Origin of the sequence: Devosia sp. XK-2 (genome assembly GCF_037113415.1) — a bacterium.
GTDB lineage: Bacteria > Pseudomonadota > Alphaproteobacteria > Rhizobiales > Devosiaceae > Devosia.
The window spans coordinates 2,243,148-2,261,253 of record NZ_CP146608.1 but is presented as its reverse complement, the minus strand read 5'-3'; the positions used below and the strand labels follow the sequence as shown (position 1 = coordinate 2,261,253).

General features: G+C 62.0%; 15 protein-coding genes. 11 read left to right on the top strand and 4 right to left on the bottom strand.

The window, feature by feature from the left end; all coding sequences use genetic code 11:
- Positions 1–12 precede the first annotated feature (12 nt).
- From lpxC to V8Z65_RS11045, 5 genes are all read left to right on the top strand, one after another.
- Complete coding sequence (gene lpxC / locus V8Z65_RS11065; protein ID WP_338719971.1) at positions 13–969, top strand: UDP-3-O-acyl-N-acetylglucosamine deacetylase; 957 nt, start codon at positions 13–15, stop codon at positions 967–969.
- Between the two features lie 97 nt (positions 970–1,066).
- Positions 1,067–1,903, top strand: coding sequence for an outer membrane protein assembly factor BamD (locus tag V8Z65_RS11060; RefSeq protein ID WP_338719969.1), 837 nt, complete (start codon positions 1,067–1,069; stop codon positions 1,901–1,903).
- Positions 1,904–2,069: 166 nt separating this feature from the next.
- Positions 2,070–3,740, top strand: coding sequence for a DNA repair protein RecN (recN, locus tag V8Z65_RS11055; protein ID WP_338719967.1), 1,671 nt, complete (start codon positions 2,070–2,072; stop codon positions 3,738–3,740).
- 195 nt (positions 3,741–3,935) lie between these two features.
- Positions 3,936–6,110, top strand: coding sequence for an NAD-dependent DNA ligase LigA (ligA, locus tag V8Z65_RS11050; RefSeq protein ID WP_338719965.1), 2,175 nt, complete (start codon positions 3,936–3,938; stop codon positions 6,108–6,110).
- A gap of 19 nt (positions 6,111–6,129) precedes the next feature.
- Complete coding sequence (locus V8Z65_RS11045) at positions 6,130–7,383, top strand: hypothetical protein (RefSeq protein WP_338719963.1); 1,254 nt, start codon at positions 6,130–6,132, stop codon at positions 7,381–7,383.
- A 19-nt stretch (positions 7,384–7,402) separates the two neighbouring features.
- Here the strand turns inward: V8Z65_RS11045 and V8Z65_RS11040 are convergent, their stop codons facing one another.
- Positions 7,403–9,226, bottom strand: coding sequence for an aminopeptidase P family protein (locus V8Z65_RS11040; protein WP_338719961.1), 1,824 nt, complete (start codon positions 9,224–9,226; stop codon positions 7,403–7,405).
- A 120-nt stretch (positions 9,227–9,346) separates the two neighbouring features.
- Between V8Z65_RS11040 and V8Z65_RS11035 the strand changes: the two genes are divergently transcribed.
- Both V8Z65_RS11035 and V8Z65_RS11030 read left to right on the top strand, forming a co-directional pair.
- Positions 9,347–9,478, top strand: a complete 132-nt coding sequence (locus V8Z65_RS11035; protein ID WP_338719959.1) for a hypothetical protein — start codon at positions 9,347–9,349, stop codon at positions 9,476–9,478.
- 120 nt (positions 9,479–9,598) lie between these two features.
- Positions 9,599–9,730: a hypothetical protein gene (locus V8Z65_RS11030; protein WP_268905699.1), complete on the top strand. Its 132-nt coding sequence runs from the start codon at positions 9,599–9,601 to the stop codon at positions 9,728–9,730.
- A gap of 291 nt (positions 9,731–10,021) precedes the next feature.
- On the opposite strand, the gene V8Z65_RS11025 is transcribed toward V8Z65_RS11030, so the two are convergent.
- Positions 10,022–10,891 (bottom strand): 50S ribosomal protein L11 methyltransferase, encoded by an 870-nt coding sequence (locus V8Z65_RS11025; RefSeq protein ID WP_338719952.1) that lies wholly within the window; start codon positions 10,889–10,891, stop codon positions 10,022–10,024.
- 120 nt (positions 10,892–11,011) lie between these two features.
- Here V8Z65_RS11025 and V8Z65_RS11020 point away from each other — a divergent pair, with 120 nt between their 5' ends.
- Positions 11,012–11,302 (top strand): putative quinol monooxygenase, encoded by a 291-nt coding sequence (locus V8Z65_RS11020; RefSeq protein ID WP_338719950.1) that lies wholly within the window; start codon positions 11,012–11,014, stop codon positions 11,300–11,302.
- 227 nt (positions 11,303–11,529) lie between these two features.
- On the opposite strand, the gene V8Z65_RS11015 is transcribed toward V8Z65_RS11020, so the two are convergent.
- A complete protein-coding gene (locus V8Z65_RS11015; RefSeq protein ID WP_338719948.1) occupies positions 11,530–11,847 on the bottom strand; it encodes a heavy metal-binding domain-containing protein in 318 nt (105 codons plus the stop codon).
- Between the two features lie 161 nt (positions 11,848–12,008).
- Between V8Z65_RS11015 and V8Z65_RS11010 the strand changes: the two genes are divergently transcribed.
- Together V8Z65_RS11010 and V8Z65_RS11005 are read left to right on the top strand one after the other, a co-directional pair.
- A complete protein-coding gene (locus tag V8Z65_RS11010) occupies positions 12,009–12,353 on the top strand; it encodes a MerR family transcriptional regulator (protein WP_338719945.1) in 345 nt (114 codons plus the stop codon).
- A gap of 18 nt (positions 12,354–12,371) precedes the next feature.
- Positions 12,372–12,749 carry a carboxymuconolactone decarboxylase family protein gene (locus V8Z65_RS11005; RefSeq protein WP_338719943.1) on the top strand — a complete coding sequence of 126 codons (378 nt, stop codon included), beginning with the start codon at positions 12,372–12,374 and terminating at the stop codon, positions 12,747–12,749.
- A 538-nt stretch (positions 12,750–13,287) separates the two neighbouring features.
- Here V8Z65_RS11005 and V8Z65_RS11000 read toward each other — a convergent pair.
- Positions 13,288–15,627 carry a UvrD-helicase domain-containing protein gene (locus V8Z65_RS11000; protein WP_338719941.1) on the bottom strand — a complete coding sequence of 780 codons (2,340 nt, stop codon included), beginning with the start codon at positions 15,625–15,627 and terminating at the stop codon, positions 13,288–13,290.
- A gap of 205 nt (positions 15,628–15,832) precedes the next feature.
- Between V8Z65_RS11000 and V8Z65_RS10995 the strand changes: the two genes are divergently transcribed.
- Entirely contained in the window at positions 15,833–18,013 is a 2,181-nt protein-coding gene (locus V8Z65_RS10995; protein WP_338719939.1) for an esterase-like activity of phytase family protein, read from the top strand.
- The last annotated feature ends 93 nt before the right edge of the window (positions 18,014–18,106 follow it).

The following is an 18,106-nucleotide window of genomic DNA, read 5'->3' as shown; positions in this document are numbered from 1 at the left end:
GCAATTTCAGGCATGAACAAACTTTCCCAGCGCCAGCGCACGCTTGCCGGCGAAATCAGCTTTGCCGGATATGGTGTGCATGGTGCGCAGCCGGTGACGCTGACCATGGGGCCGGGCGCCCCCGATACGGGCTATATGATCCGGCGCGATCTCGGGAATGACAGCTTTACCAAGCCCGTTCCGGTGCATCATTCGCGCGTCACGCGCACCACGCTTTGCACCACGCTCGACCTGGGCGACAGCATTAGCGTCGCCACGGTGGAACATGTGGTTTCGGCGTTGAGCGGTATGGGCGTGGACAATGCGCTGATTACGCTCGACGGCCCGGAATGCCCGATTATGGACGGCTCTGCGCATCCCTTTGCCGAGGCCATTCTTCAGGTAGGGCTGGAAGTCCAGCCGGCGCAGAAGAAATTCCTCAAGATCGTGCGCGCCGTGACCGTGCGCAATAATGACGCCTTTGCCGCGCTCGAACCCTATAATGGCCGGGCGCTGGACCTTGAGATCGACTTTGATTCCAAGGTCATCGGGCGGCAGCGCATGATTTTCGACTGGACGCCGCGCCGCTATTTCGAAGACGTTTCGCAGGCGCGTACATTCGGCTTTGTGCGCGATGCCAAGATTCTGCGCCAGGCCGGTTATGCGCTGGGGTCGAGCCTGGATAATTCCATCACCGTGCATGAGGACCGCATCCTCAATCCGGGCGGGCTGCGCTACGAAGACGAGTTCGTGCGCCACAAGCTGCTCGATGCCATTGGCGACCTGTCGCTGGGCGGCCTGGCCATCTGGGGCAAGTTCCGCTCCTATAAGGGCGGGCATGCGCTCAATGCCCATGTTCTGGCCTCGCTCTTTTCCAGCGAGGCCAATTATGAAATAGTCAATGCCGAAGACCTGCCGCTGGAATTCGAAAGTTTCGAAGACCAGCCTGAGGGTCTCGAGGTTCATCATTACTTGCGGTCCGTACGCTGACAGGGGCCTTTGGTTCCACAGCCGCGCCACAGTTTTGATCCAATTGCCAACTAGGCCCGCAGACCTTCTGCGGTATGATTTTTGAACGGGGCCGTTCGTGAAGCGTGACGTTGTGAGCCAGTATTCCCGCCGGGCTATCCGGCTTGCTGCCATGGGCCTGGTGGCCGCCGTGCTGGCCGGTTGCAGCATGTTCGGGCCTCCCAAGGTCAAGGAAGAGCCGATTGTGCCGGCCGCGTCCCTGTATCAGGGCGCGCTGGACGATATGGACCGCCAGTATTACCAGACCGCCATCACCAAGCTTGAAAAGCTCGAGCGTCAGCATCCGCGCGATCCGCTGACGGAAAAGGGCAAGCTGATGCAGGTCTATGCCAATTACCGCATCGGCCAGTTCGACGAGGCCATTCTGGCCGCCGACCGCTATCTGGCGCTTTATCCTTCGAGCACGGAAGTGCCCTATGTGCTCTGGCTCAAGGGTACCGCCTATTTCGCGCAGATCAAGGACATCACCCGCGATCAGCAGCTCTCGCGCGACGCCATCGACACCTATAACCTGTTGATCAACAATTACCCCAAATCCGAGCACGCTATCGATGCGCGCGAGAAGCTGCTGGTGGCCTATGACCAGCTGGCTGGCAAGGAAATGTCGGTGGGGCGCTATTATCAGGGCAATGGCCAATATGCGGCCGCCATCAACCGCTTCCGCGAGGTGGTGGAGCGCTGGCAGACCTCGACCCATATCGAGGAAGCTCTTTACCGCCTGACCGAGACCTATCTGCTGCTTGGCCTGACATCGGAAGCCATGTCTGCTGCGGCGGTGCTGGGCCACAATTACCCGGCCAGCGACTGGTACAAGCGCGCCTTTGAATTGCTCGGCAAGCAGGGCCTGGCGCCCCAGCTCAATTCCGGCAGCTGGCTGGCGGCGCACCAGGCCTAGTTCCCGCTTAGAATCGATGTTGCTATTTTGTTCCGGGACGCTATCATGCGTCCCGGTTTGTTTTTGGGCCGACTTTGCTGTGGATGGGCGCCGGGAGGACGCATGTTCGGGGCGCGGCGGTGATAAAAGCGGATCATGGGTGGTGTAGCCACGGGAAGACACGCGCATGCTCAACGCGCTCTCAGTCCGAAATATTGTCCTTATCGATCAACTCGATCTGGCCCTGGATGCCGGGATGACGGTGCTGACCGGTGAAACCGGCGCGGGCAAGTCGATCCTGCTCGACGCATTGACGCTTGCCCTTGGGGGCAGGGGCGACGCGTCGCTGGTGCGCCAGGGGCAGGAAAGCGGCCAGGTGGTGGCCGTGGTGGAACTTGCTGCCGATCACCCCGCACGGGCGCTGCTGCGCGACAATGCCATTCCCGACGATGAAGATGTCATTCTGCGGCGCGTGCAATTTGCCGATGGGCGGACGCGGGCCTTCATCAATGATCAGCCGGTGTCGGCGTCGCTCTTGCAGAAGGTCGGCAGCCAGGTGGTTGAAATCCACGGGCAGCACGATGATCGGGCGCTGGTGGATGTGGCCACCCATCGGGCGGCGCTCGACGCCTTCGGCGAATTGGGTGCTGAGGTCAATGCGGTGCGCGATTGCTGGGCGGCTTTGGTCGAGGCGCAGCAGGCCGTGGCGGAGCAGCGGGCGCTGGTGGCCGAGGCGCTGGCGGCTGAGGATTATGCGCGCCACACGGTGGAGGAGCTGAGCAAGCTCAAGCCCGTGGCTGGTGAAGAGGGTGAACTGGCCGAGCGGCGCCAGCAATTGCAGCAGGCCGAAAAGGCCGCGTCGGACGTGGTCGAGATCGACGAGATTCTCAACGGACCCAATGCGCCGACCCCGGCGCTGGCGTCGCTCATGCGGCGGTTGATGCGCAAGGTAGACGGCGGCGCCACGCTGTTCCAGCCCATTGTGGATGCGCTCGACGCGTCTCTGGTCACACTCGACCGCACCGGTGATGCGCTTGAGGAGCTCAAGCGCGAGATGGCCTTTGACCCCGGTGAATTGGAAGATGTCGAGGAGCGGCTTTTTGCCTTGCGGGCGGCGGCGCGCAAGCACCAGACCGATTGCGACGGGCTCGCCGCGGTCCTCGCCAAATATGAGGGCGATCTCGAAACGCTCCAGAGCGGAGAAAGCCGGCTCAAACTGCTGGAGGCGGAGGAAGCCACGGCGCGGGCGCGCTATCGTGAAGCAGCCGATATTCTGAGCGCGGGGCGGAAAAAGGCGGCGCAGGCGTTGAGCGCGGCTGTCGAGGCCGAACTGCCCGATCTCAAGCTTGGCGCCGCCAAATTCATCGTCGACCACCAGGCCGACAGGGAACGCGTGGCGGCCACTGGCTATGACCAGATCGCCTTTCATGTGCAGACCAATCCAGGCACAGCGGCCGGGCCTTTGCTCAAGGTCGCGTCGGGCGGTGAATTGAGCCGTTTCCTGCTTGCGCTCAAGGTGGTGCTGGCCGATCGTGGATCGGCGCCGGTGCTGATTTTCGACGAAATCGACACCGGTGTGGGTGGCGCGGTGGCCGATGCTATCGGCCGGCGGCTGGCGCGCTTGGCCAGGACCGTGCAGGTGCTGACGGTCACGCATGCCCCGCAGGTCGCGGCCGGGGCCAACCGGCATTTGCTGATTGAAAAGCAGATGGTGGATGAGGGCGCCTTTGTGCGCACCCATGTCCGGCCGCTCGACAAGGATGCGCGGCAGGAGGAGGTGGCGCGCATGCTGGCCGGCGCGGAAATCACCAAGGAAGCGCGCGCTGCTGCCAAGAAATTGCTAGGGGCCGTGGGATAACAACCTTCACTGCAACCGGCCTCTGTGGCAGGTTTCCCTTCTCCCCTTGTGGGAGAAGGTGGCGCGCAGCGCCGGATGAAGGGTGGGCTCCGCGCTAACCCCCGGTCCGGCAAAACCCCTCACCCGCCCTTCGGGCACCCTCTCCCATAAGGGGAGAGGGGTGATCCGGTGGATTTAAGAATCGTCGAGTATTCCATGTCCGATCTTTCTCTCAAAGATGTCGCCGATCTGAGTGAAGACGAGGCCCGCGCGGAGCTCGAGCGGCTTGCCGCTGCCATTGCCGCTGCCGACATCGCCTATCATCAGCAGGACAGGCCCGAAATATCGGACGCCGACTATGACGCGCTGAAGCGCCGCAATGACGCCATCGAACTGGCCTTTCCAGAACTGGTGCGGGTCGATAGCCCGTCGGGGCGGGTCGGTGCGGCGCCGGCGGAGGGTTTTGCCAAGGTGCGCCATGGCGTGCCTATGTTGAGCCTCGCCAATGCCTTTTCCGAAGAGGATGTCAGCGAGTTCGTGGCGCGGGCCAGGAAGTTCTTCATGGCTGACATCCTGCGCGATCCCGATTTTGAACTGGCCTTTACCGCCGAGCCGAAGATTGACGGGCTCTCTGCATCGCTCCGCTATGAGAACGGCGTTTTCGTGCGGGGCGCCACGCGCGGCGATGGCACCGAGGGCGAGGACATTACGGAAAACCTCAAGACCATCGGGGACATTCCGCACAAGCTCGCCGGCTCGGGCTGGCCGGCGGTGATCGAAATCCGCGGTGAGGTCTATATGAGCCATGCGGAGTTCAAGCGGCTCAAGGAGCATTCGGCCAAGTTCGGCGGCCAGGACTATGTCAATCCGCGCAATACGGCGGCAGGGTCCTTGCGGCAGAAAGATCCCAAGATCACTGCCAGCCGCAACCTCAATTTCTTCGCCTATGCCTGGGGCATTGCCGAGGACGCGCAGGGCAATGCCCAGCCGCCGGCGGAGACACAGACCGCGGTGGTGCAGAAGTTCAAGGAATGGGGCTTTGTCACCAATCCGCTGATGATCAAGACGACATCGGCGGAGGTGTTGATCGAACAATATCGCAAGATCGAAGAGCAGCGCGCGACGCTGGGCTACGATATCGATGGCGTCGTCTATAAACTAGACCGGCTGGATTTGCAGCAGCGCTGGGGCTTTGTCGCCAGGGCGCCGCGCTGGGCCATCGCCCATAAGTTCCCCGCAGAGCAGGCGACGACCATACTGACCGGCATCGACATTCAGGTGGGGCGTACCGGGGCATTGACGCCGGTGGCGCGGCTGCAGCCGGTGACCGTGGGCGGCGTGGTGGTGGAGAATGCCACGCTGCATAATGAGGACTATATCAAGGGTATCGGCAATAGTGGCGAGCCGATCCGCAATGGCATCGACCTGCGGGTGGGCGATACGGTGATCGTGCAGCGGGCCGGCGACGTTATTCCGCAGATCGTGGATGTGCTGCTCGACAAGCGGCCTGCCGATGCCGAGCCCTTCGTGTTTCCCCATATCTGCCCGGCCTGCGGCTCGGAGGCAGTGCGGGAGCTCAATGAAAAGACCGGCAAGCTGGATTCGGTGCGGCGCTGTACGGGCGAGATGATCTGCCCGGCCCAGGCCGTTGAGAACCTCAAGCATTTCGTATCGCGCGATGCGCTCGATATCGATGGCTTGGGCGACAAGCAGGTGGCGCAATTCTATGCCGAGGGGCGCATTGCCCGACCGGCCGACATCTTTACGCTCAAGGCGCGGGACGAGCGCGCCATGAAGAAGCTCAAGGATGCGGATGGCTTTGGGCCGGTCTCGGTCAAGAAACTGTTCGATGCCATCGATGCGCGGCGCGAACCGGAGCTGGACAGGTTCATCTTCGCGCTTGGCATCCGCCATGTTGGGGAAACCACGGCGGCCTTGTTGGCCAAGGAATTCGGCACGATAGAAAAGTTCCGGGAAAAGGCGGTCGAGGCCGCCCATCACGAGGACGGCCATTCCGTGTTTCCCGAGATCGGCGGTATTGGCGAGACTGTACAGGCCTCGATCATGGCGTTTTTCGCCAATGAGCGGAACGTGCAGGCGTTGGACGACCTGTTGGCCGAGGTCAGGCCACAGCCCTATGTGGTGACGATTTCGGCCGACAGCGTAGTGGCGGGAAAGACGGTGGTGTTCACCGGGTCCTTGGAAAAGATGACCCGTTCGGAAGCCAAGGCCATGGCCGAACGGCTGGGGGCCAAGGTGGCCGGCTCTGTTTCGGGTGCTACCGATATTGTGGTTGCCGGCCCCGGCGCGGGTTCGAAGCTGAAAAAAGCCGAGGAACTGGGCGTCGAGGTGATCAGCGAAGACGAGTGGTTCGAGCGCGTCGGCAAATAGGCGGAAAAGGGAGGCTCTATTGCGTAGACTGGTTGCAGCGGCATTGGCCGCGACGATGGTGCCGGGCGCAGGTCTGGCCAGTCCGGCCGGTTCGCGGCTGCCCGATCTGCTCTATACGGGCGAGGCCGTCGAAAGCCGCTCCTATTACGACGAGCAATGCGCCATGTTTCATATGGATGCCTGCTTCGGTTTGGGACTGATCGATCTGGTGGGGGCCGTTGAAGAGCTCTCGCAGGCGCTTTATCGCCATGGTGCGGTTGCGCCGCGTGTGCCGGCGGCGGCCATGCTGCTGGGCATCGAGAGCGGCATCAGCGCAGGACCGGCCAATCCCGATCCGGAGCCGCTGAACTATCAGCAATTGCGCGATATTCTCGATAGCTTCGTGACGAAAATGGATGCGGCGCACGCCAATTTCGAAACGGCTGCCATGGGGGGTGACTTCGTCATCGCCATCGATCCTCTGCGGGTGCGCATGGATATTGACGGGGATGGCCAAGCGGCGGTCGGGGAGACCTTGGGCGCGCTGTTGGGCGCCAGCCTGCCCATGCCCGAAGGCAAGGCCAAGGGCGGCAAAACGGCCCCCGTGGACAGCACGATCGGCTTTGATCCGGCCGATGCCTATTGGCTGGCCGGCTATAGCCAGGTGGCCGCCGCGCCGGTCGATCTCCTGCTGGCACATGATTTTTCCGAGCTTTTCGCTGCGATCGGCCATCGTCTATTTCCCAAGGCGGGCCTGCCGATGCAGGATTTTGCGCGCGGCGGCACGCTGATGATGGACCCGGAAACCGACACGTTCATCGCCGACCTGATCGCGGCTGTCCACACATCGGATTTTCCCGTTATCGACCGCGACCGGTTCAAGGGGGTGCTGGAGCGCCTGCAGGCGGTCACCGCGCTGTCGCGCCGCAATTGGGAGGCGATCCTGGCGGAAACGGACGACAATCGCGAATTGGTGCCTTCGCCCCGGCAGACATCGCTGGTGCCCGGCCAGACAGTGACCGAGGAGGTCGTCGCCGCCTGGATGGAGACGCTCGACACGGTCGACGACATCCTTGCCGGCGACCTCTTGATCCCGCATTGGCGGTTCCGGCAGGGTTTTAGTCTCAAGCTGTTCTTCGAAACCGCCACGGAAACAGACCTGGTCATGCTGCTGGCCGGGCAGAGGGCGCTGCCCTTCCTGGCAGATGGTCCGGTAGCCGATGCCGAGAGCTTTGCCGCCGGCAATCGCGTGTTCGGGGACAATTGGCCGAATTTCGCGCTTTGGTTCAATTGAGCGGGCCTATGGACTCGCCTTAGATGGCGGCGGTTGCCCCTTTGAGCCAGTCCTTGATCGGGCCGGTAACGAGCGGTCCGATCTCGTTCCAGATGCGGGCATGGTAGGCATTGAGCCAGTTGCGCTCGGCCTCGGTCATCAGATCAAGCGCGATCAGGCGCGTGTCGATGGGCGCAAGGGTGAGCGTTTCGAATTCGAGAAAGCCGGGATAGCCGGTCGCTTCGCGCACTGTCACCAGGTTTTCGATGCGGACGCCATACTCGCCGGCCTTGTAGAATCCTGGCTCGTTGGAAATGACATTGCCGACCTCGAGCGGCGTGGTGTAGCGCGAGGAAATGCCGACCGGCCCTTCATGCACGCCTAGAAAAGCACCAACGCCGTGGCCGGTGCCGTGATTATAGGTGACGCCGTCCTGCCAGAGGAACTGGCGGGCGAGGACGTCGATCTGGGCGCCGCTGGTGCCTAAAGGAAAACGCGCCATGGAAATGGCGATCATGCCCTTGAGGACGCGCGTATAGCGGTCCTTTTGTTCGGCAGTGGCAGGGCCGGTTGCGAGGGTTCGGGTGATGTCCGTGGTGCCCGAGAGATATTGCGCGCCGCTATCGACCAGCATGATCTCGCCGGCATTGAGACGGCGATCGGTTTTGGTGGTCACACGATAATGGACAATCGCGCCATTGGGTCCGGCGCCGGAAATGGTGTCGAAACTGGCATCGACACAGGTCTCTTCTTCGCGGCGGAAGCTTTCCAGCGCGGTGACAATGCCGATTTCGGTGAGCTGGCCCCGCGGCGCCTCGCTATCGAACCAGGCGAGGAATTTTGCCAGCGCGATCGCGTCGAGCCTGTGGGCCTCGCGCATTCCGGCCAGTTCGGCATCGTTCTTGCGCGATTTCGGACCCAGCACCGGATCCCGCTTTTCGATCAGCGTCGCACCGGCATTTTTGAGCGTGTCGGCAATGGCGGCAGGCGCGGTCTGCGGGTCGATAATCACCGCCTTGCCGTCACTACCCAGGCCGGCAAGCGCCTGGTCGAATGCGGTGGCCTCGGCCACATCTGCAATGCCTTTAAGCGCCGATTTCAGATCGGGCGTGATCTTGGCCCTATCGAGATAAAGCGTGGGCCGGCCGGACAGGGGTACAATGGCAAAGCCGAGCACGAAAGGCGTATTGGGCACGTCGCGGCCGCGCATATTGAACAGCCAGCAGATGGATTCGGGCAGGGTGAGGGCCACGGCATCGGCTTTTTCCGCCTCCAGAACCTCATGCAGATAGGCAAGCTTGTCGGCAGCGGTCTTGCCGGCGCGATTGTGGCCCAGAAATTCGATCGGGCTGACAGGCGGGGCCGGGCGGTCGGCCCAGATGGCGTCTACCAGATTGGCGTGGGGCACGACCCGGGCGTGACCCGTCAGTTTCTCGGCGATGTCGCGCACCTCGCCTGGCGTATGCAGCCAGGGATCATAGGCAAGCGTGCCGCCCTTGGGCACGTAAAGCCGGATATCGGCGCTGACGCCGCCCTGGTTGACCTCGTGCACCCTCACCAGATCGGTATCGGTCTGAGCTGGGGCCTGCAGGGTGTAACGGCTATCGACAAAGAGCCCGGCCTTATCCGTACCGATAACCGCAATGCCGGCCGAGCCGGTAAAACCGGTAATATAGGCCAGTCGCGCCTCGCTGGCCGGCACCGACTCGCCGCGATGCGCGTCGGCACGCGGAATGAGGAAGGCATCGATGCCCGATTTTTGCATGGCTGATCGGAGAGCAGCGACGCGTGGTGCGACCTGGGATGGGTCGGATTTTTCCTCAAAGCTTTGAAAAATAGCGGTTTTAAACGTTCTATCGGTCATTTTCGTCCTGGCGGCAGATCGGCATGCAATGCATTTTTGGCATGGCTGTTCTGTTGTCTTGTCTCTGGTTTTGCGCCGGGCAAAGCCTATCTTGGGGCCAAGAGAACAGGAGCACTTGAAATGAGCAAGCAGAACAATCTCTTCCAGCGTGCCTTCAATGCCATTGTCGAGGGCCGCAGCCGCCAGGCGGCGCGCTTCGTCGCCCGCTATGAGCGTGAACACGATCTGGGCCGCAAGCTTAACGACCGTTAAGCCTGGCCTGCAAAAACGGCATGGCTGATTTGCCGGCAAGGCCCTTACCGGACCGAAGCGAACAGCCTAAATGGGCGATGTCGGGTGGCAATAGACCGCCCGTCGCATGGAGTTAGAGAAATGACTGAGAGCAAGAACGGTTTCCGCAGCGCTTTGGGTGGCCTGATCGATGCCCGTGGCCGCGAAGCCTCCCGCCAGGTCAGCTATCGCATGCAGCACCAGTTGATCGGCGCGGTGACCAAGCGCCCGTAAGGCTGCTGTATCCAAAAAGCTGACGATCAATGCCGATCCCCGAAGCCTGCTTCGGGGATTTTGCGTTTGGGGAGCACACCTGGTACCGCCGCCATTCCTCTCCCCATCGGGGAGAGGTGGTTCGGCGGAGCCGAGCCAGTGAGGGGGATGTGCGGGCGGAGCGCGAGGCGCCATTCGAGCATAGTTCTCATGGCCTTTTCGCCTAAGAACGCTTCACTGAAGCGTTCTTTCCCCGGCTCAAAGCCCCTCATCCGGCGCTACGCGCCGCCTTCTCCCCAATGGTGAGAAGAATCAGTTCTTTTCCAGCACCAGTGTGGTCCAGTCTTTCCGCTTCAGGTGATCCTCAAGCGCAAAGCCGGCGGCTTGATAGGCGGCAATCACGCCATCGGCCTGGGTGTTGAGGATGCCCGAAAGAATGGCGGTGCCGCCGGGCTGGGTGATCTGGCCGATGCCGGGCGCCAATTCGGTCAATGGGCCGGCCAGAATATTGGCAACCACCAGATCATAGGGTGCGCGGGCCATGATTTCGGGGTGATCGAGCCCTGTGGCTTCGATGGCATCGATCTGGTCGCCGACGCCATTTTCGACGGCATTGTCGATGGTGGTCGTGACGGCGATGGGATCGATATCGGTCGCCAGAATGACCGCTTCAAGGCGTTTGGCAAGCGCGATGGCCAGGACGCCGGTGCCGGTGCCGATATCGATCATGCGGGCCGGCGTGCGGCTGGTGAGCAGGGCTTCGATGGCTTCCAAGCAGCCGGTGGTCGTCTCGTGGTGCCCGGTGCCGAAGGCCTGGGCGGCGTCGATCTTCATCGGCGTCAGGCCTGGGGGAATGTCGCCGGTTTCGTGGCTGCCATAGACATAGAAGCCGCCGGCGACGACGGGGGCCAGGCCTTCGAGCGATTTGGCGACCCAGTTGATCTCGGGATCGATAGGCGCGACCGAGAAGGCCACGTCACCGCCCAACACCTGGCGGGCCAGCTCGGCAAAAGCCTCCACATCGGGCGGGCTGTCACAGGTGGCCTCGAAAACCCATTCGCCGGTCTCTTCATTTTCATGGGCGGAGGCGGTCAGGGCCAGGTCGTCGCGCTCGGAAACGGCATCGACAAGCGCATAGGCCTGTTCCTTGGTCAGGGACACGGAAAGCTGGTCGACGGACATGGCGGGCCTTGAACTGATGGGGTGGCTCTCCTTGCGTCAGAGGTGGGGGCGAAGTCAAGGACGGGGCTTGACGATACGGTCGTGTGTGTTCATCATTTGTTCTGAATGAGAGGAAGACGAATGTATGGATTGATTGGCCGTATGCTGGCAGTGGAAGGCAAGCGCGAGGCGCTGCTATCCGTCATGCTGGACGGAAACGCGCCCATGCCGGGCTGCCGCTCCTATGTCATCGCTCGCGATCCGGGCAGCGATAATGGCATCTGGATCACCGAAGTGTGGGACAGCCGCGAGCAACACATGGCCTCGCTGCAATTGCCGCATGTGCAGGCGACCATTGCCAAGGCGCGGCCGCTGATTGCCGGTTTTGCCGAGCGCTTTGAAACCGAGCCCATGGGCGGGATCGGGGTCTAGTGACGTCGCCTTGCAATTGACCGGTTCTTGCGGTGGTTACCCTTCTCCCCTGAGGGGAGAAGGTGGCGCGTAGCGCCGGATGAGGGGGGCAGCGCCGTGTCTTGGCCGACAGGCCTTCACCCCTCACCCCAACCCTCTCCCCTGAGGGGCGAGGGGGCGAAGGACCCGTAGGTTCCAAGCTTGGCTCGCGCGGTGTTCCGGGCGCGTTCCTGGGGTCCAGCGAACTGTCAGAGGCGCACCGCCGTTCCCGATACCGAGACCATCAGCATCGAGCCACCCTGGCCCACCACCTCATAATCGATATCGACGCCGACTACGGCATCGGCGCCCATGCGGCGGGCCTCTTCTTCCAGTTCGCGGAAGGCTTCGTGCCGCGCGTCGCGCAGGGCGCCCTCATAGGCGCCGGAGCGGCCGCCAACAATGTCGCGAATTCCGGCGAACAGGTCCTTGAAGATATTGGCGCCCACGATCACCTCGCCGGTGGCGATGCCGAGATAGTCGCGGATCGGCCGGCCTTCGAGATTGGGGGTGGTCGAGATGATCATGGGTGTGGCTCCTTGTTGATATGGCTCAATATGGGTGCTGAGCGCCGGCCAATGAAGATGCGTTTGACGTTTGGGGCCGAATGATCGTGGGTTCGCATTGCGCTTGACTTGGAGCGCGCTCAAAGTTGTAGCCAGACCGGGTCGAGACGCGAAGGCATGTGATGAAGATTGGTGAACTGGCCGCCCGCTCGGGTCTTCCTGCCCATACGATACGCTATTATGAGCGCATCGGCCTGATGCCGCCCGCCCAACGGGACGGGTCGCGGCATCGCTCCTATGATGAACGCACCCTGATCTGGATCGAATTTCTGGGACACCTCCGGACCACAGGCATGCCCATTCGCGACATGCTGGCCTATGCCCGTCTGCGCGCCGCGGGCGAGGGGACGGAAGCGGCCCGGAAGGACTTGCTGGTTGCCCATCGGCAGGTGGTGCGGCAGCGTGTGCGGGACCTAACAGATTGCCTCGACGTGCTCGACGCCAAGATCGCCGGCTATGGCGATTAATGCAGACGAGGTTTCAGCATGACAAATGACGACAGATTTGAACGGGGCCAGCGCGCGCTAGCCGCCATTGATGGCGAGGCGGGGCAGGCCGTGATCGATTCACTGGCCGATATTGCGCCGGATTTTGCCCGTTACGTCATCGAATTTCCCTTTGGCGATATCTATTCGCGGCCGGGACTGGACGTGAAGTCGCGGGAAGTGGCGACAATTGCGGCGCTGACCGCGCTGGGCAATGCAAGGCCACAACTCAAGGTCCATATCCATGCCGGGCTCAATGTCGGCCTGAGCCAGGACGAAGTCGTCGAAACCATCATGCAAATGGCGGTCTATGCAGGTTTTCCGGCGGCGCTGAACGGGTTGATGGCCGCCAAGGAGGTGTTTGGCGAACGGGAGTGAACCGAGTGCCTATGATTGCCAACAGTCTGCGTCAACACGGCAGCGCGTGTCAGGGCGATATTCTGGCTCCAGCGCCTCCCTCCCCCTTGTGGGGAGGGAATGAGGGTGGGGGTGTTGGTGACGCGAACCGAACGCTCGGGACTGAACACCTAGCTACCAAACCCCCACCCAAGCTCTGCTAGGCTCCTTCGGGTCCAGCGGCGCTCCGCCGTCGAGCTTAGCTCTCCAGCCTTCTCCATTCGGATTGCTCCACAGGAGCAATCCGGCCCATGGCACATTTCGAAGCCCACAAGGGGGAGGGAGGCAATAGAACCGAGAATCAAGCTGGCGGCTAAATAACGTGTTGCCCAGCACACGGCGCCGTCCTCGGACTTGATCCGAGGACCATTCGCAACGCGTGCCGGATTGATATGGCCCTCGGGTCAGGCCCGAGGGCGGCGCGGTGTTTTGGACGTACTTCTGTGGCTTTGAAGATTTGTCAAAGCCGCACCGCCGTGCCGGAGACCATCGCCGAGGCGCACGGTGCGATGATCGAGGGTTAGCTACCCTTCTTCACAAAACTCTCCAGCACCTTCTTCGTCCCGGCCTTGTCGAAGTCGATGGTGAGCTTGTTGCCCTCGATTCCGATGACTTCGCCATAGCCGAATTTGAGGTGGAAGACGCGGTCGCCCAGGGTGTAGCCGCTGGATTGACCGCCCAGGTCAACCGAGCGGGCGACGAGTTCGCCGTCTATGGTCAGGGGTCCGCCGCCTTTGCGGCTGGCCTGGTTGGCGCGGGCGCGTTGCCAGCCGGGGGTTTCATAGACGCTTTCGAAGGGGTCGGCCTTGTTGAAGCGGCTGGAGGCGCCGCCGCCATAACCATAGCCGCCATAGGCCGAGCCGCGATCGGTGACTTCCACCGCGTCAGGCGGTAATTCATCGATGAAGCGCGAGGGGATGGCCGATTGCCAGAGGCCGTGGATGCGCCGGTTCTGGGCGGCGGAGATGCGCACGCGTTTGCGGCCGCGCGTGATCCCGACATAGCCCAGGCGCCGCTCTTCTTCGAGCCCGGCGCGGCCGCTTTCGTCCATGGAGCGCTGGCTGGGAAAGGTGCCGTCTTCCCAGCCGGGCAGGAAGACGGTGTCGAATTCCAGCCCCTTGGCCGAATGCAGGGTCATGATGGTGACGGCATCGCTGGAATCGGCGCTATCGCGATCCATCACCAGCGAGATGTGCTCGAGAAAGCCGCCGAGGGACTCGAACTCCTCCATGGAGCGGCTGAGTTCCTTGAGGTTTTCCTTGCGGCCCTGGCTCTCGACCGATTTATCGGCGCTCAGCATGTCCATATAGCCGCTTTCCTCGAGGATCTGCTCTACAAGCTGATAGGGCGGCAGGCTTTCGGCGCGATAGGCCCAGTTATCGAACTGGCCGATGAGGGATCGCAGCGTCGTGCGCTGCTTGGGCTTTAAATCTTCGGTTTCCACCATCATGCGCACCGCCTGCAGCAATGGCACCTGCTGGTGGCGCGCGGTGGCGGTCAGCATGTTGACAGTGGTGTCGCCCAGCCCGCGCTTGGGCACATTGATGATGCGCTCAAAAGCCAGGTCGTCCGATGGTTGGGCCACAAGGCGCAGATAGGCGAGGGCGTCGCGGATTTCCTTGCGCTCGTAAAAGCGCGGGCCGCCGACGACGCGATAATTGAGCCCGAGGGTAATGAAACGCTCTTCAAATTCGCGCATCTGGAAGGAGGCGCGCACGAGAATGGCCATGGAATTGAGCGCTTCGCCCTGGCGCTGATATTGCTCGATTTCCTCGCCGATGGTGCGCGCTTCCTCCTCGCTGTCATAAACTTGCGTGAAGGAAATGGGCTCGCCGCCCTCGGCAATGTCGGTGAAGAGCGTTTTGCCCAGGCGCCCTTCATTATAGGCGATCAGGGTCGAGGCGGCCTTGAGGATATTGGCGGTGGAGCGGTAATTGCGCTCGAGCTTGATGACCTTGGCGCCGGGAAAGTCAGTCTCGAAACGCAGGATATTGTCCACCTCGGCGCCACGCCAGCCATAGATGGATTGGTCGTCATCACCCACCACGCAGATATTGGCCTCGCTGGCCGGTTTGCCCTGGGCGAGCAGGCGCAGCCAGAGATATTGAGCGGTGTTGCTGTCCTGATATTCGTCCACCAGCATATATTTGAACTTGGCGTGGTACTCGGCCAGAACTTCCGGGTTTTCGCGGAAGAGGCGGATGCATTCGAGCAGCAGGTCACCGAAATCGGCGGCGTTCAGCGTTTTCAACCGCGCCTGATAATCGTGATAGAGCTTGCCGCCCTTGCCATTGGCGAAATAGCCGCTATCGGCGGCGGGCACATCCTTGGGCAGGAGGCCGCGATTTTTCCATGCGTCGAGCATGCCGGCGAACTGGCGGGCGGGCCAGCGCTTCTCATCGATATTTTCCGCTTCGAGAAGCTGCTTGATCAGCCGGATCTGGTCGTCGGTGTCGAGAATGGTAAAGCTGGGTTTCAAATCCACCAGTTCGGCATGCTTGCGCAGGATGCGGGCGGAAATCGAGTGGAAGGTGCCCAGCCAGGGCATGCCCTCCACCGACGCGCCGGCCAGACTGGCAATGCGATCCTTCATTTCCCGGGCGGCCTTATTGGTGAAGGTCACCGACAAAATCTCAGAGGGCCAGGCCAGGCGCTGGCTGAGAATATGGGCGATGCGCGTGGTCAGTACGCGCGTCTTGCCGGTTCCGGCCCCAGCCAGGACCAGAAGCGGACCTTCGGTCGACAACACGGCGTCGCGCTGCTCGGGATTCAGCCCGGCCAGATAGTCCGGCTCGCGCCGGTTCAGCTGGCTGGTGATCGGCCCGGCTTTCGGGCGGGGCAGGGGTGCGGTATCGGCCATGCGTACTCTGTTCCATGGTCCGCGACACCGGGGCGGGCATGCGGCCAAGTCTTGACGAATCTCATTTTGTTCTGCTGGCCAATATAGGGATGACGGCGCGGCCTGTATAGAAGCCCGGGCTGTCACAGCAACGTCACGCCAGTGTCACGCAACTGTTTCTGCGCAGTCCTAATCCGGGCCCCGCAACATTCCGGGGGACCCAAACATGATTGCTCAAAAGCGTCTGGCTCTGTTGAGCGCAGCCCTGCTCCTGTCCACGGCCGGCGTCGAGGCCGCCCAATATTTCAACCGTATTGCCAGCTTTCCAGTGGCGCTGAACACGCCCGACGCCGAGGAAACCTCGTCCGAAATCATCACCGTCTCCGAAGATGGGATGACGCTGATCTATTCCGACAGCCCGGCGGGCGGCGTCGGCTTTGTCGATATCACCGATCCCAAAATGCCCAAACCGGCCGGTTTCGTGGCGCTGGATGGCGAACCGACGACGGTCGTGGTCGATGGCGGCAAGGTCTTTGTGGGCGTCAATACCTCCCAGAGCTATACCGAGCCTTCCGGCACTCTCTCGACCATTGATCTGGCCAGCCAGAGCGTCGAAGCCTCATGCGATCTGGGCGGCCAGCCTGACTCCGTTGCGCGCAATGCCGATGGCTCGCTGATCGCCGTGGCCATCGAGAACGAGCGCGACGAAGATTTCAACGATGGCGAGCTCCCGCAAATGCCGGCCGGTGCGCTGGCGCTGGTCAATGTCGTCGACGGCGCCGTGGATTGCTCCACCCTCAAAATCGTCGACCTGACTGGCCTGGCCGAGATCGCCGGCGATGATCCGGAACCGGAATATGTGTCGATTAACAGCCTCAATGAGGTCGTCGTTTCGCTGCAGGAAAACAATCACTTCGTGATCGTCGATGGCAATTCGGGTGAAGTGACCGCGCATTTCTCCGCCGGTTCGGTCAACCTTGAGAATATCGACGCGCTCGACAATGGTTCGCTCGACTTCACCGACAGCCAGCCCGGCCGCCTGCGCGAACCTGATGCCGTCAAGTGGATCGACGACGAGCGTTTCGTCGTCGCCAATGAAGGCGACTATAATGGCGGCTCGCGCAGCTTCTCGATTTTCAACAAGGCAGGCGAAGTTCTCTTCGACAGTGGCGCCTCGCTCGATCATCTCGCTGCCCGGCTCGGCCACTATCCGGACAAGCGTTCGGATGCCAAGGGCGTGGAACCTGAAGGTGTCGACGTCGCCAGGTTCGGTGACGACACCTATCTTCTTATTGGCCTTGAACGCGCCTCACTGGTTGCCGTTTACAAGGATACCGGGGCGGAACCCGAATTCGTCCAGGCACTGCCCTCCGGTATAGGTCCGGAAGGTGCGGTGGCGATCCCGGCACGCAGCCTGCTGATTACCGCCAATGAGACCGATCTCGGCGCCGATGGTGCGGCCCGTTCGCATGTTTCGATTTTTGAGATGGGCGAAGCCGACGCGCCCGTTTATCCGCATATCGTGTCGGATGTCGATGCCGATGGTCGTCCGCTGGGCTGGGTGGCTCTGTCGGGCCTGGTTGCCGATGCCGACAAGCCCGGCATGCTCTATGGCGTGTCGGACAGTTTCCTGGGTGCGCAGCCTTCGATCTACACCATTGACGCAACCGCCACGCCGGCGCGCATTACCGCCAAGACCGTGGTGTCCCGCAACGGCCACCCGGCCCAGAAGCTCGACCTTGAAGGCATTACGCTCGACGGCAAGGGCGGTTTCTGGCTGGCGTCGGAAGGCCGCACCGATCGGCTGATCCCGCATGCGCTCTACCGCGTCGATGCCGAGGGCAAGATCGTCAAGGAAGTGGCGTTCCCGCCCGAACTCCTTGCCGAGGAAATCCGCTTCGGTGCCGAAGGCGTCACCATGATCGGTGAGGGCGACGACGCTACGCTCTGGATCGCCATTCAGCGCGAGTGGAAGAACGACGCCAAGGGCATGGTCAAGCTCGTGTCGTACAATATCGCCAGCGGCGAATGGGGCGCGGTCAATTACCCGCTCGACGCTCCGGCCGAAGGTGCCTGGACGGGTCTCTCGGAAATCACCGCCCATGGCGATCTGGTCTATATCGTCGAACGCGATAACCAGATCGGGGAAAAGGCTCAGCTCAAGGCGCTCTACAGCGTGCCGGTTGCCGAACTGGTCCCGGGTCAGCTCGGCGGCGAATTGCCGACAGTCACCAAGACGCTGGTGCGCGACTTCATCCCCGATCTGACCTCGACCGGCGGCTATGTGCTGGACAAGGTGGAAGGTTTTGCCATCGACGCCAGCGGCGAAGGCTTTGTGGTCACCGACAATGACGGGGTCGACGACTCTTCGGGCGAGACCATGTTCTGGTCCATCGGTTCTCTTTAAGGTCGCCTCCCTTGACCTTGCAGACGGCCGGGCATCTGCCCGGCCGTTTTTCTTTGCACCGCCAGAGCCCCCAGCCTTGATCCCTCCCCATAA

Coding starts and splice junctions, on each gene's coding strand:
- V8Z65_RS11020 (WP_338719950.1), top strand. CDS start 11,012: ATGTATGGATTGATTGGCCGTATGCTGGCAGTGGAAGGCAAGCGCGAG.
- V8Z65_RS11000 (WP_338719941.1), bottom strand. CDS start 15,627: ATGGCCGATACCGCACCCCTGCCCCGCCCGAAAGCCGGGCCGATCACC.
- V8Z65_RS10995 (WP_338719939.1), top strand. CDS start 15,833: ATGATTGCTCAAAAGCGTCTGGCTCTGTTGAGCGCAGCCCTGCTCCTG.
- V8Z65_RS11040 (WP_338719961.1), bottom strand. CDS start 9,226: ATGACCGATAGAACGTTTAAAACCGCTATTTTTCAAAGCTTTGAGGAA.
- V8Z65_RS11005 (WP_338719943.1), top strand. CDS start 12,372: ATGACAAATGACGACAGATTTGAACGGGGCCAGCGCGCGCTAGCCGCC.
- V8Z65_RS11025 (WP_338719952.1), bottom strand. CDS start 10,891: ATGTCCGTCGACCAGCTTTCCGTGTCCCTGACCAAGGAACAGGCCTAT.
- V8Z65_RS11035 (WP_338719959.1), top strand. CDS start 9,347: ATGAGCAAGCAGAACAATCTCTTCCAGCGTGCCTTCAATGCCATTGTC.
- ligA (WP_338719965.1), top strand. CDS start 3,936: ATGTCCGATCTTTCTCTCAAAGATGTCGCCGATCTGAGTGAAGACGAG.
- recN (WP_338719967.1), top strand. CDS start 2,070: ATGCTCAACGCGCTCTCAGTCCGAAATATTGTCCTTATCGATCAACTC.
- V8Z65_RS11015 (WP_338719948.1), bottom strand. CDS start 11,847: ATGATCATCTCGACCACCCCCAATCTCGAAGGCCGGCCGATCCGCGAC.
- V8Z65_RS11030 (WP_268905699.1), top strand. CDS start 9,599: ATGACTGAGAGCAAGAACGGTTTCCGCAGCGCTTTGGGTGGCCTGATC.
- lpxC (WP_338719971.1), top strand. CDS start 13: ATGAACAAACTTTCCCAGCGCCAGCGCACGCTTGCCGGCGAAATCAGC.
- V8Z65_RS11010 (WP_338719945.1), top strand. CDS start 12,009: ATGAAGATTGGTGAACTGGCCGCCCGCTCGGGTCTTCCTGCCCATACG.